Below are 15,616 nucleotides of genomic sequence, written 5' to 3'. Positions count from 1 at the left end.
AATAGCAAGACCCACTAAAAAAATAATTCCCATGCAGACGGAACCGACAGGTCAATCAGGACAAGTAACGTCATCATTAACTGAGTCGATCAGGAAGCAGGGCAGTCACAACCTCAGGCAGGTCAGTGAACAGCAGGACCTTGAAAAACAGCTGACTCATACGCCTCCAGAAACAACTTTTCAAACCCTTAAGCAACGAGGTATTACGCCAAAGTCATTGTCTGGTGGTTCTGTCAGTACCATAGCCAATGTTTTGACACCCCTGGCATTAATGGGGATGGACTCGTCATCCAAGAAAACCAGAAAACTGATCAAAAAGAATCTTGAAGATTCAAAGGCAGGTCAGTCCAGAGATTCAAAAAGACTCAATGCCGCCAGAAAAGAGCTGACAAAAGTTAATTCGCAACTTGTCAGACTCAGAGTTTCTCTTGGGGCTATGTCTGCAAAACAGATGCAAAATTATCAGACAGCCTTAAAAGCATCCATCGGATTGAACAGGGAGATTGCCGAGCTAGAAGCGCGGGATTCGTGGTCTACAACACGACAGCAGCTTTTGCAAAAGGATCTGGAGCAGTTTAATCACAAAACGGATCAAACAAGGCAGTTAACTGAAGCTGCTGCGTATGCGGGTGCCAAGTTTATTGGTGGTCTGAGACAGGTCTATCAAAGTGACCCTTCAGAAAAGGCTTCAGAAAAAGTACGACTTATGAAGTTGGGTGACCTGAAAATGGCAGATCAGGATCACTATGAGGTTTCAGTGCAGGATTTAGGGGTAGCCATAGAGACATTTCACAGAAATGAAGACGGAACAGTGACACTGCATATCGCTGAATGCAGTGGTCGTTGCACCGCTTTGAACAAAAATGGTGATGTTACTGGCCCGGTAAGACTTAATGGCGGCATGAAAGTGGTCATTAAAGAGCCATTGGCGGAGCTGGTGGATCAATTAATGAAGTGCTCACTGTTAAAGCTGCCGTTTCGAGTTCAAGGCATGACAGAGGAGTTTGATAAAAGAGCAAAAAAAGTCATTCAGGATCTCAATGGCAAGAAGCCGGAAATGCAGGATTACATCGACTTTGAAGTGTCGGCACTGAATATCGATGATGAAGAAACACAACAGGTGAACAGTATTCTCAGTCGTCAGGGCGTGAATATTATCCTGGAGTTGCTCAATCCTGTGGTGAGCAGTTTTAAAGGTATGGCTGATGATCAGTTGCAAACAAGGATGAGTACCCAGAGTGCCACCCTGACTTTTGAAGCTGAAAAACGTAGAAATCAGATCGGTAGATTTGAGGAAGTTATTCATCAGCTAGAGGATGACATTGCGCATGTTAGCAGTGATGACAGTCATTCTGCTTTGAAGGCAGAACTGATCAAAACACTGGAGGAGCTAAAGCAGGAAAAACAGTTAGCTTCTACAAAACAGAATGAAAATGATGAAGTTAATAAAATCTACAAAAGTCTCATCGCGGTTAATGATAAGTGGCGAAAAAGTGACCGAAATGAATGGGTCGAAGGCTATACCAACCTTGCTAATGCTTTCCTGACTCTGAGGGATGCAGAAAGCCATGCCACTGAAGCTGACCCTGTCGTTTTAAAATGCCCCATGCAAAGAATCCCCATAGGCCGTTTTGCTCATCTTGATGTAGAAGGAATGGAGGCCGCTATTACCGGTGTTGAGCTTGATGAGTCCGGGAATTTAACCATCTCGATACCAGAGATGAAGGGACGATTGTTGTTTGAAAATGATGTTTCTGGAGACAGTCGCGTCTTCCCGGTCTCATTAAAGGGAGGGCAGATAAGAGTGATGTCTCCTCTTGGAACATTTATCAGGGACACGCTCAAGCTGGATTTTCCATTGGATGTTCGCAGAGTGCAAAAACTCAGTGCAATGCTTAGTGATTTGTGGCCTGCCGAAGATCAGACAAAAGCCAGATCAGCTGCCACAACAAAAGGAAAAGATCCCAGGATTGATGAACTGTTACAGCTTAATTTTGGTGACGTCATGCTGGTTCGTGATGGTGAAGAGTATTGCAGTGAGAGCTATGAGGTTGATCCGGAAGAACTGGCCAAAACCTCGACCCAGCTGTTAGGGGGAGAGGTTAAAGCAGGTAGTTTTGAAGAAGTCATAGGAAAACTGTTCAAGCCTGAAACACTAGAGTTCAGGAAACTGATGCATTTTCTGGCCATGAGTGTGCTTGGCGTTCAAGGTGAGCAACGAGCTCCAGACACATCGGAAATTGTTCTCGAACCTGAAGAGGATGCGTTGTCTGTGTCTTCATCCAGCGGGGATTCAGGAGTAGTGAGTGACTTTGACAGTGACTCTGAATTGGAAACAACCCATGTGGAGACGTTACCCATCAGTGAGGTTTCAGTAGTAGAAGAATTGGTGTCCATTGAAACCTTATTGGATGAGCCTTCAGAAGTACTGGTTGAGCCGGTTAAGGTATCGGAAATAACGCTTCAAGAGCATGAAAGTATTGCCTCAACAGTAAAGGCTCCTATTGAGAAAGAGCCGGAAGTTCGTGTTGATGAAACAGCAACCTTGTTTGAAGAAGAGGCTGTTCATGTCACAACTGAAGTTATGGAAGCCCTGACTGTTGAAGAACTCAGATCTGCAGAGGGTCTCAGCGATAACCCCAGCTTTATTCTTGATACTGACAATACAGCAAAAGCAGTCTTCGAGCTTAAAACTAATCTTGATCAGTTGTTTGGCAAATTATCCTGGTTTTGGAAATTTCTAATGGGGTCATCGGCAGATCTGGAAGTTATGGTGCCCAAGACAAAGCGTGGTGTGGAACTGGGAAACCCCATTGTACGTCTCAAAAAAGCCGGGGCCATCAGAAGGTTTGCAGTGAATCGTTTGCTTAAAAGTGCAATGAAGAAACGCAGAGTCACTCTGGCAGTCGATTACAGCGGAGAGAAAAAGAGAATTGGACTGGTTTTGGATGATTTTTCACCACGAGTTACCAAACATTAACGAGCTTTAAAGACTGAAAAAACAAAAGGTTAAATGGCTTTTGTCATGTTGGTCGGAGAAGTTGATGTTAATGTTTGTTGTACTTTGTTGCCAAGTGGGGCTGAACTCTGGATAATACCCCTGAAGCCGAAGGGCAGACCAGCCACAGACATTTGTCGTCTTGGGTACCGTCGTGCTACAGACGGCAGTCTACCAGAAGTAAACAGCCTTGAGCTAATTAACAGCCTTGAGCGCATAAAAATACAGGATTGGAACCGTGGGAAAAGACCATTTTCAGGACTGGAAAGAACGAGAAGCCTTAGCCGAATCCATGATTCCTCTGATCGGCCGCTTGTATCGGGAAAATAATGTCATCACCTCGATCTATGGTCGTTCAATCATCAATCGTTCCGTGATTGATATCCTCAAGTCTCACAAATATGTACGTCAGGTAGAAGGTTCTGCACTGTGTGTGCGTGAAACTTTTCCTGTGATCGAATTGCTCAGCAAACTGAATCTGGCCCCTGGTCGTATTGATATCGGTAAGCTGGCTTCAGGCTACGAAAAAGACGGCGGAAATCAGTCTCTGGAAGAGTACGTTCGTGGTCAGGTTTCCGAGCTGGTGGATGGCAAGAATGGCCATGCCGACGAAGAAAAAGACGTTGTTCTGTATGGCTTTGGTCGTATCGGTCGTCTGATGGCTCGCATCCTGGTTGAAAGAGCAGGTGGTTCTGGTCTGAACCTGAGAGCTGTCGTAGTGCGTAAAGGTAAGGCTGAGAATGATCTGCAAAAGCGTGCCAGCCTGCTGAGACGTGATTCTGTGCACGGTTCTTTCAATGGCACCATTACCGTTGATGAAGAAAGCAACATCATTTATGCCAACGGTGTAGCTATTCAGTTTATCTATGCCAACTCTCCGGATTCCATAGATTATACCGATTACGGTATTAATGATGCCATCATCGTTGATAACACAGGTGTATGGCGTGATCAGGAAGGTCTGAGCCTGCACCTGCAGTCCAAAGGTTCCTCCAGAGTTCTGCTGACAGCTCCTGGCAAGGGCGATCTGAAGAATGTCGTATTTGGTGTTAACCACGACATTATTAACGACGAAGACCAGATTATTTCTGCCGCTTCCTGTACCACTAATGCTATTACCCCGGTACTGAAAGCAATCTGTGACAAGTTCGGTGTTGAAAACGGTCATGTTGAAACAGTCCATTCCTACACCAATGACCAGAACCTGATTGATAACTATCACAAAGGTTCCCGTCGTGGGCGTAGTGCTGCGCTGAACATGGTTATTACCGAAACCGGCGCTGCCAAGGCCGTTTCAAAAGCACTGCCGCAACTGAAAGGCAAGCTGACGGGTAACGCGATTCGTGTTCCAACGCCGAATGTTTCCATGGCCATTCTTAACCTGAACCTGTCCAAGGACACAACAGTTGAAGAACTGAACGCATACCTCCGTGATATGGCTCTGTACTCAGATCTGAAGAAGCAGATTGACTACGTAAACTCTCTGGAAGTGGTATCCAGTGACTTCGTAGGCAATCGCAATGCCGGTATCGTCGACAGTCAGGCAACTATCGTTGATGGCAACCGCTGTGTACTGTACGTCTGGTACGATAATGAGTTCGGTTACAGCTGCCAGGTAAATCGTATCCTGCAGCACATGACTGGCAACCATCACAACACTCTGCCTGTTCAGTAAAAGAAGAACTTTTCGTCTCTTCTGAAGCCCTCAGCTAATTTCTGAGGGCTTTTCCTTTTTCAAGCTACTGATTTTGTTTCTGACGTACAGTAACTGTGCTCTATCTCGCCTTTTGAATTCACTGAATTCAGTTTCACATCAAATCCCCACAACAAATGCAGATGTTTGAGAATTTCCATGGCTGTATCGGAGTGAAGATTCTGCCCTTTATGCATGGTATGAATCAGAGTCAGAGAGCGATCCCCCCTGACATCAACATCATAGACCTGAATGTTGGGTTCAAGGTTTCCCAGATTGTATTGGTTGGAGAGAGACTCCCTTAAAGCCCGGTAGCCAGTTTCATCATGAATCGCGCTGACTTCAAGGAAGGATTGTCGGTCGTCGTCATCAATGCAGAACAGCCTCATATCACGCATTACTTTGGGTGAAAGAAACTGCAGAATGAAACTTTCATCCTTGTACTGAGCCATGGCGTGATGAAGGGTTTTGAGCCAGTCACTGCCTGCTATATCCGGAAACCAGACTTTGTCTTCTTGGGTCGGGTGTTCACAAATCCGGCGAATATCCCTGAATATATTGAAACCCAGTGTGTAAGGATTAATGCCTGAATAGCGTGGATCATCAAAATCGGGCTGGAACACGACACTGCTGTGTGAGTGGAGGAACTCAAGGATATAACCCTCGTTAATCAGACCTTCGCGGTAGAGTTGATGCATGAGGGTGAAATGCCAGAAGCTTGCCCAACCTTCATTCATAACCTGTGTCTGACGCTGAGGATAGAAATACTGGGCTATTTTCCGGACAATTCGGATCAGTTCCCGTTGCCAGGTTTTTAAAAGCGGTGCGTTTTTTTCAACAAAGTAGAGAATGTTTTCTTCCGGCTCGGCTGGGAATCGCTTTCTGACTTTGGCCGGATCTTCCTTTCGGGTTGGAACGGTCCGCCAGAGATCATTAATGTTTCTCTGGATATATTCTTCTCTTTCCCGTGCCTGGTTCTTCTCCATTTCTGCTGAAATTGCGGAAGGGCGCATGTATCGATTGACGCCCTGGTTCATCAGTGCGTGACAGGCATCAAGCAGTTCTTCGACGGCATCCACACCGTATTTCTCTTCGCACTGATAGATGTAATTTCTGGCAAACAGTAAATAATCGACAATGGAGTCTGCATTGGTCCACTGGCGAAACAGATAGTTGCCCTTGAAAAAAGAGTTATGGCCATAGCAGGCATGAGCAATCACCAGTGCCTGCATCGTCATGGTATTTTCCTCCATCAGGTAGGCGATACAGGGGTTTGAGTTGATGACGATTTCATAGGCCAGACCCATACGGCCACGTTGGTAGCTTTGCTGGTTGGTCAGAAATTTTTTACCAAAACTCCAATGGTGATACATCAGAGGCATGCCCACAGAAGCATATGCATCAATCATCTGTTCCGAGTTGATGACTTCAATCTGATTGGGGTAAGTATCCAATTCAAATTTTTCTGCCAGCTGGCCAATGGCCCTGTCATAGGTATCGAGTAACTCAAAGGTCCATTCGGAGCCGGTTGAAAGGTACTGGCGAGTCATGATTATTCCACTTTCTTTTCAAAAAGACGCCGGAAGACCGGGTAGATGCCGCTCTGATCATGAATCTGTTGCTGCGAAAACTGTTCACTGTAGTTTTTTTCAATGTCTTTGTAGGTGTGCCACAGATTCTGATGCCGATTGGCAATTTCAACATAAGCAAAGTACTGAACCAGAGGCAGAATCTTCTGGGTTATTGCGTCATGACACAGTTTGTTATCACTGTCCCAGTTATCACCGTCGGAAGCCTGGGCAATGTACACATTCCATTTTGAAGGGGGGTAACGATCTTGAATGATCTGACTGGCAAGCACCAGTGCGGAAGAGACAATGGTGCCGCCTGTTTCTCTGGCGTAGAAAAAGTCGTGTTCATTGCACTCTCTGGCTTCAGTATGATGCCGGATGAAAACGACTTCAGTGGCTTCATAGTTTCTTTCCAGAAACAGGTACAACAGGAGAAAGAATCGCTTGGCAATATCCTTGATTTCACGGGTCATGGAGCCGGATACATCCATGACGCAAATCATAACGGCTTTACTGGAGGGTTGAGGCACTTTGACGAGGCTATTGAATCGCAGATCAAAGTCGTCAATAAACGGTAACCGGCGGAGCTTTTTATTTAACTCGGCAATCTGCACACGCAGCTGTTCTTCTTTCTCCTTGTTATCCTGATCCGGTTGAACCTCCAGCTCTCTGAGTTCACGCTTGAGTTCCCGGATAGCTAATCGCTCCTTGCCGGAAAGGGCAATCCTTCTGGCATGTGCCGCTCTCAGTGAACGTATGACATTGAGTCTGTCTGGTGAACCCGCTGTAGTGAATCCCGCTCTTTTGAGGGAGTATTCTGTAGAGTTCATCAGCTCTTTTTTGATCAGGTTAGGAAGCTCCAGATCTTCAAAAAGATACTGGAGAAACTCATCCCGATTGATCTGGAAGACAAAGTCATCAATGCCGGAGCCCTGGTTACTGGCTTCGCCTTCACCTGACCCCTGACCCTCTCCTCCCTCAGGTCGCTTGAATCGATCTCCGGAATGGAACTCTTTGTTACCCGGGTGAACGCGCTGTCTTTGACCGTCATCTCCATGATGAAAAACCGGTTCTGAGACATCCTTTCTGGGAATAGTGATGTCCGTACCGTGTTCCATATCGGTAATCGAGCGGTTGTTGATCTGCTCCTGAACAGACTCTTTGATGGTGTTCTTGTACCGTCGCAGAAAACGTTGACGGTTGACCGTACTCTTTTTGCCGCTGTTAAGGCGTCGATCAATAATGATACTCATGGCGTTCCCTTGCTGGACTACTGGGATTTTCTGACCCTGATGTACCATTCAGAGAGCAACCTGACCTGCTTTTCGGTGTAACCATGCTGGACCATGCGATCTACAAAGTCGGCGTGTTTCTTCTGGTCGTCATGGGAAGCCTTGGCATTGAATGAGATTACGGGCAGCAGGTCTTCGGTATTGGAGAACATTTTCTTCTCAATCACGGCTCTCATTTTCTCATAACTGAGCCAGCTGGGGTTTTTACCCTGCAGGTCAGCTCTGGCTCTGAGTACAAAGTTGACCACTTCATTTCGGAAGTCTTTCGGATTGGCAATGCCCGCCGGTTTCTCGATTTTTTCCAGCTCTTCATTCAACGCACTTCGATTAAGAATTTGTCCGGTATCAGGATCTCTGAACTCCTGATCCTGAATCCAGAAGTCAGCGTAGGTAATGTAGCGATCAAAAATGTTCTGACCGTATTCGGAGTAGGACTCGAGATAGGCTGTCTGGATTTCTTTCCCCAGAAATTCAACGTATCGAGGGGTCAGATACGCCTTGATAAAGCCGATGTAGCGTTCTTCCTGTTCTTCAGGGAACTGTTGCTGCTCAATTTGCTGTTCCAGGACATAGAGCAGGTGAACAGGGTTGGCGGCGATCTCCGTTGGATCAAAGTTGAAGACTTTTGACAAAATCTTGAAGGCAAAACGAGTAGAAAGTCCTTCCATACCTTCATCGACACCTGCTAAATTCTTGTACTCTTGCATGGATTTGGCATTGGGGTCTGTATCCTTGAGGTTTTCACCGTCATAAACCCGCATTTTTGAATAGATGGAGGAGTTTTCTGGTTCAACGATTCTTGAAAGAACACTGAACTGGGCCAGCATTCTCAGGGTATCGGGGGCACAGGGCGAATGATACAGAGAACTGTGCTCCAGAAGCTTTTCATAAATCCGGATTTCTTCACTCATTCGGGTGCAGTAGGGCACCTTGATGATATTGACCCGATCAATAAAGGCCTCATTGGTTTTGTTGTTTCTGAAAGCCTGCCATTCGGACTCATTGGAGTGAGCCAGAATAATGCCTTCATAGGGGATGGAGCCCAATCCTTCCGTACTGTTGTAGTTACCTTCCTGAGTAGCGGTCAGCAGAGGATGCAAGACTTTGATGGGTGCCTTGAACATCTCGACAAATTCCATGATACCCTGGTTGGCGCGACAAAGTGCCCCAGAGAAGCTGTAGGCATCGGGATCATCCTGGGAGTATTCTTCCAACTGTCGTATATCGACCTTGCCGACCAGACTGGAGATATCCTGATTATTTTCGTCACCGGGTTCTGTTTTGGCCACGCCAATCTGTTTAAGACGGTTCGGGTACAGCTTAACCACCTTGAACTGAGTAATGTCGCCATTGTATTCCTGCAGTCGTTTAACCGCCCAGGGGGACATGATGTATCGCAGGCAGCGGCCAGGAATGCCGTATTCCTTTAGAATCAGTTCACCGTCTTTCTCAGGATTAAAAAGCCCCAGAGGGGATTCAAAGACAGGGGACCCTTTGATGGCATAGAAGGGTACTTTTTCAACCAGTTCTTTAAGCTTTTCTGCCAGCGACGACTTACCGCCGCCCACCGGCCCCAGCAGATAGAGGATCTGTTTCTTTTCTTCCAGTCCCTGGGCAGCGTATTGAAAGTAGGAAACAATCTGCTCAATGGCTTCTTCCATGCCATAGAACTCGTCAAATGCCGGGTATCTTTTGATCAGTTTGTTGGAAAATATACGACTCAGTCTCGGGTCTCGTGAGGTATCAACAATTTCAGGCTCGCCTATCGCTTCAAGAATGCGCTCAGCGGCGCTGGCATAACAGCTGGGTTCTTTCTTGCACAGATCCAGGAAAGCCTGAAGGCTCATCTCTTCTTCCTGGGTTGAGTCATATCTTTGCTGGTAATGTTCAAACAGGGACATGCTGCTCACTCCGACGGGATTCGTCTGCAGGTGAAGTGAAGATAGTTGAAAAGGGCGAGAATAAGTAACTGGAAATGCATTGAAATGGGTCAGGAAAAACCTTCCCGGATGTCCGGGAAGGTCAATTATTACTGGTGGCTCTCGAAGGCTGCTTCAAGCAGCTCACGGGTGTAAGCGGTTTGAGGTTGGTGAAAAATCTTATCGGTTGAGCCCTGTTCAACAACTTCACCGTCTTTCATGACCAGAATACGATGACTCATGGCTTTAACGACGGCCAGATCATGGCTGATAAAGATATAGCTGAGATTGTATTTCTTCTGCAGATTTCGCATCAGCTCGATCACCTGAGACTGAACAGTACGATCAAGGGCTGATGTAGGTTCATCAAGAATAATCAGCTTGGGTTTGAGAACCAATGCCCGGGCTATGGCGATTCTTTGCCGTTGGCCACCGGAAAATTCGTGAGGATATCGGTGGCGCCATAGCGGATTCAAGCCTACTTCTTCCATCGCTTTAATGATCAGACCATCACGGTCACTGTTGGTGGCTAGCTCATGAATATCTAACCCCTCACCAATAATGTCGGCAATGGTCATTCTTGGGCTGAGACTGCCATAAGGGTCCTGAAAAACAACCTGCATCTGTCGTCGATAAGGGCGACACTGTTTTTGAGACATTGTATGGAGGGCGTCGCCTTCAAAATAAATTTCACCCTCTGAATCCTGAAGCTTCAGCAGAGCCATACCCAGCGTCGTTTTACCTGAGCCAGACTCACCTACAATGCCGAGGGTTTCTCCTTCAGCAACGGCAATGGAAAGATCAGTCACTGCTTTGATATGGTCAACCGTTTTGCGGAAAAAGCCGGCCTTGACCGGGAACCAGACCCTGATATCCCGGCCTTCGATGATTTTATGCTCTGATCGGGCTATCTCCTCAGGAGCACCGGAAGGTTCCGCGTTTAACAGTTCAATCGTGTAGGGGTGTTTGGGTTGGCTGAATACGTCTTCTGTTTGCCCTGATTCAACGAGTTCACCATCTTTCATGACACAGATACGATGTGAGACGTGACGAATCAGATTCAGGTCATGGCTGATGAACAAAATGGCCATACCGAGTTTCTTCTGTAATTCAGCCAGCAGAGACAGGATCTGTCGTTGAACTGTGACATCCAGTGCAGTGGTGGGTTCATCAGCAATCAGTATTTTGGGCTCACAAGCCAGAGCCATGGCAATCATCGCTCTTTGCCTTTGTCCTCCGGACAACTCATGGGGATAGGCAGAAAGTTTTTTTGCAGGCTCCTGAATACCAACCAGTTCCAATAATTCCAGAGCCCGGTGGCTGGCTTGCTGTGGTCGCATCCCCAAATGCAGGGCCAAGACTTCACAGATTTGTTTTTCAATGGTGTGAAGAGGGTTCAGTGCGGTCATGGGTTCCTGGAAGATCATACCGATCTGATTGCCGCGAACTTGACGGATCTGCTTAACGGAAGCATCCAGAAGGTTATTGCCCTCGAACATTATCCGCCCTTGATGCTGGGCGTTTTCAGGCAGCAGTTGCAGAATACTCAGTGCTGAAATGGATTTCCCTGAACCGGACTCACCTACCAGTCCCAGTGTTTCACCGGCGTTTAATTGGAAGCTTACTTTTTTAACAGCATGATTGCTGCTGTCGCCCTGGTTAAAGACGACTTCAAGATCTTGTATTTCGAGTAGAGAAGTAGCCATTGTTATTGACCTGTTACGTATTTGCGTGGATCAAGAGCGTCACGGGTGGCTTCTCCGATAAACACCAGAAGTGTCAGCATGATGGACATAACCAGGAAGGCGGTAATACCCAGCCAGGGTGCCTGAAGATTGTTCTTGCCCTGGGCAATTAATTCTCCCAGTGAAGGTGATCCGGCAGGTAATCCAAAACCGAGAAAATCCAGTGAAGTCAGGGTGGTAATGGCACCGGTCAGGATAAAGGGCATAAAGGTTACAGTGGCAATCATGGCGTTGGGTAGAATATGTCGGAACATCAATCGTCCATCGGTCATACCTAAAGCTCTGGCTGCACGCACGTACTCGAGGTTTCGTCCTCTTAGAAACTCTGCCCTGACTACATCCACCAGGGCCATCCATGAAAACAACAACATGATGCCAAGCAGCCACCAAAAGCCGGGCTCCACAAAGCTGGAAAGGATAATTAATAGATAGAGACTGGGCATACCGGACCAGACTTCAATAAATCGTTGTCCAAAGAGATCGATTCTTCCGCCATAGAATCCCTGCATGGCGCCCACTCCGACGCCAACCAGTGAACTGAAGAGTGTGAGAATCAGGCCGAACAGAACTGAAATTCTGAAACCGTAAATAACCCTGGCCAGAACATCTCGACCCTGATCATCGGTGCCTAGCAGGTTTTCCAGAGTAGGGGGGGCAGGCGCTACTCTGGCGTAGTTAATGGTGTCATAACTGTAATGAACGGGTGGCCATAGCATCCAGCCATAGGGGTCAATCAACTCTCGGGCATATTCCTGTCGGTAGTCCATCTCCAGTTCAAACTCACCGTCAAAGGTGGTTTCCGGATAGGTATGGAAGACAGGGGTATAGAGCTCACCTTTGAAATAGACCAGCAGAGGTTTGTCGTTGGCTATCAATTCGGCAAATAAGGTTGTAAAAAACAGAAAACCGAAAATCCACAGCGCATAAAAGCCTCTGCGGTTGCTCTTGAAGTTTTTCCAGCGACGCTGGTTGAGAGGGCTCAAACGGGAAGGTTTCATCGTCTGATTCGTATCCATGTCACCCTCTCGCCTCAAAATCAATGCGTGGATCAACCAGCATGTAAGTCAGGTCGCCCAGCAGTTTTACCACCATGCCAATGAGGGTGAAGATAAAGAGTGAACCAAACACTACGGGGTAATCTCGATTGATAGCCGCTTCATAACCGAGCAGGCCAAGACCATCGAGAGAGAAAATGATTTCTATCAAAAGAGAATTGGTAAAGAGAATCCCGATCAGGGCGGCGGGAAAGCCTGAAATCACCAATAACATGGCGTTTCTGAACACGTGACCATACAACACCTGATTGTCATCCAGCCCTTTTGCCCTGGCCGTTTGAACGTATTGTCTGTGAATCTCGTCCAGAAATGAGTTTTTGGTGAGCATGGTCAGGGTGGCAAATCCACCGATGACAATACAGAACACAGGTAACACCATATGCCATGCATAATCGGCTAATTTACCCAGCATACTGAACTGATCAAAGTTCTCAGAGGTTAACCCTCTCAGGGGGAAAATGTTCCAGTAACTGCCGCCGGCAAACAGGACAATCAGAAGAATGGCTAACAGAAAGCTGGGAATAGCATAGCCGGTGGTAATCACGGCACTGGTCCAGACATCAAACTGACTGCCGTGTTTCAGTGCTTTACGGATACCCATGGGAATTGAGATCAGGTAGATCAGCAGAGTGCTCCATAATCCCAGGGAGATAGAAACGGGCAGCTTTTCCTTGATCAGATCTATGACTTTGGCATCCCTGAAAAAGGAATCACCAAACTCGAACTGAACATAGTTGCTAACCATTTGAAAGAAACGTTCATGGGCAGGCTTATCAAAACCATAGAGTTTCTCTATATCTTTGATCAGTTCAGGGTCCAGTCCCCGTCGGCCACGGTATTCTCCGGATTCATCCATGCTGAATTGTTGTATTTCTGCACTGCTTGAACCGCCAATACGACTGATTGCGTTGATTTCAAAGCCTTCCAGCTTGGCAATCATCTGTTCAACCGGGCCACCCGGTGCAGCCTGAATAATGACAAAGTTCAGTAATAGAATACCGAACAGAGTGGGAATCATCAGCGCCAGCCGGCGCAAAATATAGCTCTTCATGGTCGGATCATTTCCAACGGCTATACAGCCTGAGCAATGAAATTAAGGTTTCACTCCGAGGAGTGAAACTGAGAGAACGCTTCCCTGAATCATGTGATCTTTTTCACATGGGAAAATATTATTTCTGACGTTTGGACTGACGAATGAACCAGCCCAGGATCAGGATCGCCAGCAAGATTCCGGCAGGCCAGAGAGGCATACCTTTCTCGGCTTCTTCCTTGTCTGTGCTATCGGCGGCTGGCCCCGTGGCTTTGGTGTTATCAGGCTCTTTCCACCAACTATCGAGATCAAACTGGTAGAGCGGTTGCTGATCAGGTTTGCTTAGAGGATGGTTAAGTGGCTTCCAGTAAGCAACACGGTTACTGGACAGATACCACTGAGGAATCATGTATTCATTCCAGAGCAGTACCCGGTCGAGGGCTTTAACGGCGGCTACCAGATCGGCCCTGGACTCTGCATTGATGACATTCTTTATCAGGCCATCAATAACAGGGTTCTTGATGCCCATCATGTTGCGGCTACCGGGAAGGTCTGCTGATTCGCTACCCCAGAAATCTCTCTGCTCGTTGCCGGGAGAACTGGATTGTGGAAAGCGAGTGACCAGCATGTCGTAATCAAAGCTTCGAATGCGATTGATGTACTGGGAGATATCAACGATTCGGATGGTGGCCTTAACCCCCATAGCTTCAAGGTTCTTTTTAAGGGGCAGGGCTACCTTTTCCATGGAAGAGTCATAGAGAAGTATCTCAAATTCGAATGGCTTCCCGTTTTTTCTTAATGATCCACTTTCCAGTTTCCAGTCTGCCTGTTCCATCAGGGCGAGGGCTTCATTCAGCTGGTTTCGGATTCTGCCACTGCCATCTGTGACCGGAAGTTTATGAGGTTCAGTGAAGAGCTTATCCGGTAGCTGATCGCGGTATGGTTCCAGATAGGCAAGCTCTTTTCCTTGAGGAATACCAGTGGCTTCCATATCTGAATTGGCAAAGTAACTTTGGGTTCGGGTATAGCTGTTGTAAAACAGGTTTTTATTTAGCCATTCAAAGTCCATGGCATAATTCAGTGCTCTGCGGACATTAACATCCTTGAACAGGTCCCGACGGAGATTGAAGGCGAAACCTTGCATACCCTGTGGCGCCTTCGTTGGAATCGCTTCAAGAACAAGGTTACCTTTGGTTACGGCAGGTGTGTCATAGGCCGTTGCCCAGTTGCGGGCTATATTTTCATATCGAATATCGTACTCGCCCGCTTTCAACGCCTGAAGCGAGACATTGCTATCCCGGTAATAATCATAACGACGGGTATCAAAGTTATAGCGACCCTTATTAACCGGTAGATCTTTACCCCAGTAATCTTCAACCCGTTCATAAACAACACTTCGTCCCGGTTCTGCAGATCGAACTTTATAAGGACCGCTGCCCAGTGGCTTGTTCAGGTTGGCCAGCTCAAAATTATTTGTTTCCTGCTCCCAGAAATGTTTGGGAAGGACCGGTAGCTGGGAAATAATCAGGGGCAGCTCAGGGTTTCGGTTATCCTTGAATACAAAACGGACACTGCGCTTTGAAAGTGCTTCAGCCTTGGCGATATCGCCATAATAAGCCTTGTAGAATGGAGAGCCTTTATCCCTGAGTGTTTCAAAACTGAAGACTACATCTTGTGCTGTGATCGGTTGACCATCATGAAAGCGGGCAGCGGGATTCAGGTGAAAAGTAATCCCACTGTTATCAATGGCTGGCTCAGCATACTGGGCTACCAACGCATACATGGAAAAGGGTTCGTCGGCGCTGCTGGTCATCAGTGTGTCATAAATCAAACCGATACCAGAGGCCGGAGTACCTTTCTCAATATAGGGGTTCAGGCTGTCAAAGGTACCCATGCCAGCCATCCGAAGGCTTCCACCCTTGGATGCGTCAGGGTTTACGTAATCAAAGTGTTTGAAGCCCTTCGAATATTTCGTGTCACCATGAAGTGACAGGGAAGGCGTCTTGTTAATTGCGTCTTCCGCAATGACAGATACAGGCGTGATTGTCAGTGAGAGAAAAAGAGTCGCAATAGGGAGGGCAGGGGAAAACGTTGTCTTCAACGAATTCTTTATCATCATTGTATGATTCATGGTTCGCCTGGATCGCATTGTTATAACTATTGCCTCTATAACTATAGTCGGCCCCTTGACTACAGGTATTACTTCTTGGGGAGTTATTTCGATTCCTGACAATATTTTAAACACTCCAGGAGCCAGGCAGGCAAGGCATTTACAAAATCTGTTCAAAACACTACTGGAAGGAGATAGGCAAG

At 47.0% G+C, this 15,616-nt stretch carries 9 protein-coding genes; 2 read left to right on the top strand and 7 right to left on the bottom strand.

Annotation, left to right across the window (positions count from 1 at the left end; genetic code table 11):
• The first annotated feature begins 31 nt into the window (after positions 1–31).
• Complete coding sequence (locus tag WG89_RS22390; protein WP_153301759.1) at positions 32–2,980, top strand: hypothetical protein; 2,949 nt, start codon at positions 32–34, stop codon at positions 2,978–2,980.
• Between the two features lie 310 nt (positions 2,981–3,290).
• On the top strand, positions 3,291–4,673 hold the full coding sequence (locus WG89_RS22385; protein ID WP_245662961.1) for a glyceraldehyde-3-phosphate dehydrogenase: 1,383 nt from the start codon (positions 3,291–3,293) through the stop codon (positions 4,671–4,673).
• 59 nt (positions 4,674–4,732) lie between these two features.
• Here the strand turns inward: WG89_RS22385 and WG89_RS22380 are convergent, their stop codons facing one another.
• The 7 genes from WG89_RS22380 to WG89_RS22350 form a co-directional block, all read right to left on the bottom strand.
• Positions 4,733–6,241: a SpoVR family protein gene (locus WG89_RS22380; protein ID WP_062269931.1), complete on the bottom strand. Its 1,509-nt coding sequence runs from the start codon at positions 6,239–6,241 to the stop codon at positions 4,733–4,735.
• A 2-nt stretch (positions 6,242–6,243) separates the two neighbouring features.
• The gene (locus tag WG89_RS22375; protein ID WP_062269984.1) at positions 6,244–7,515 is read right to left on the bottom strand and encodes a YeaH/YhbH family protein; all 1,272 of its coding nucleotides are present in this window, start codon (positions 7,513–7,515) and stop codon (positions 6,244–6,246) included.
• Positions 7,516–7,532: 17 nt separating this feature from the next.
• Positions 7,533–9,455 carry a PrkA family serine protein kinase gene (locus WG89_RS22370; protein ID WP_062269930.1) on the bottom strand — a complete coding sequence of 641 codons (1,923 nt, stop codon included), beginning with the start codon at positions 9,453–9,455 and terminating at the stop codon, positions 7,533–7,535.
• A 128-nt stretch (positions 9,456–9,583) separates the two neighbouring features.
• Positions 9,584–11,179: an ABC transporter ATP-binding protein gene (locus WG89_RS22365; protein WP_062269929.1), complete on the bottom strand. Its 1,596-nt coding sequence runs from the start codon at positions 11,177–11,179 to the stop codon at positions 9,584–9,586.
• Positions 11,180–11,181: 2 nt separating this feature from the next.
• On the bottom strand, positions 11,182–12,234 hold the full coding sequence (locus WG89_RS22360; protein WP_245662959.1) for an ABC transporter permease: 1,053 nt from the start codon (positions 12,232–12,234) through the stop codon (positions 11,182–11,184).
• A gap of 1 nt (position 12,235) precedes the next feature.
• Positions 12,236–13,324, bottom strand: coding sequence for a microcin C ABC transporter permease YejB (locus tag WG89_RS22355; protein ID WP_062269928.1), 1,089 nt, complete (start codon positions 13,322–13,324; stop codon positions 12,236–12,238).
• Positions 13,325–13,442: 118 nt separating this feature from the next.
• Positions 13,443–15,422: an extracellular solute-binding protein gene (locus tag WG89_RS22350; RefSeq protein WP_172806894.1), complete on the bottom strand. Its 1,980-nt coding sequence runs from the start codon at positions 15,420–15,422 to the stop codon at positions 13,443–13,445.
• Positions 15,423–15,616: the final 194 nt, after the last annotated feature.

Origin of the sequence: Endozoicomonas arenosclerae (assembly GCF_001562015.1) — a bacterium.
Taxonomy (GTDB): Bacteria; Pseudomonadota; Gammaproteobacteria; order Pseudomonadales; family Endozoicomonadaceae; genus Endozoicomonas_A; species Endozoicomonas_A arenosclerae.
Note: the sequence above shows the minus strand (reverse complement) of the source record. Positions and strands in the feature narration are given on the sequence as shown.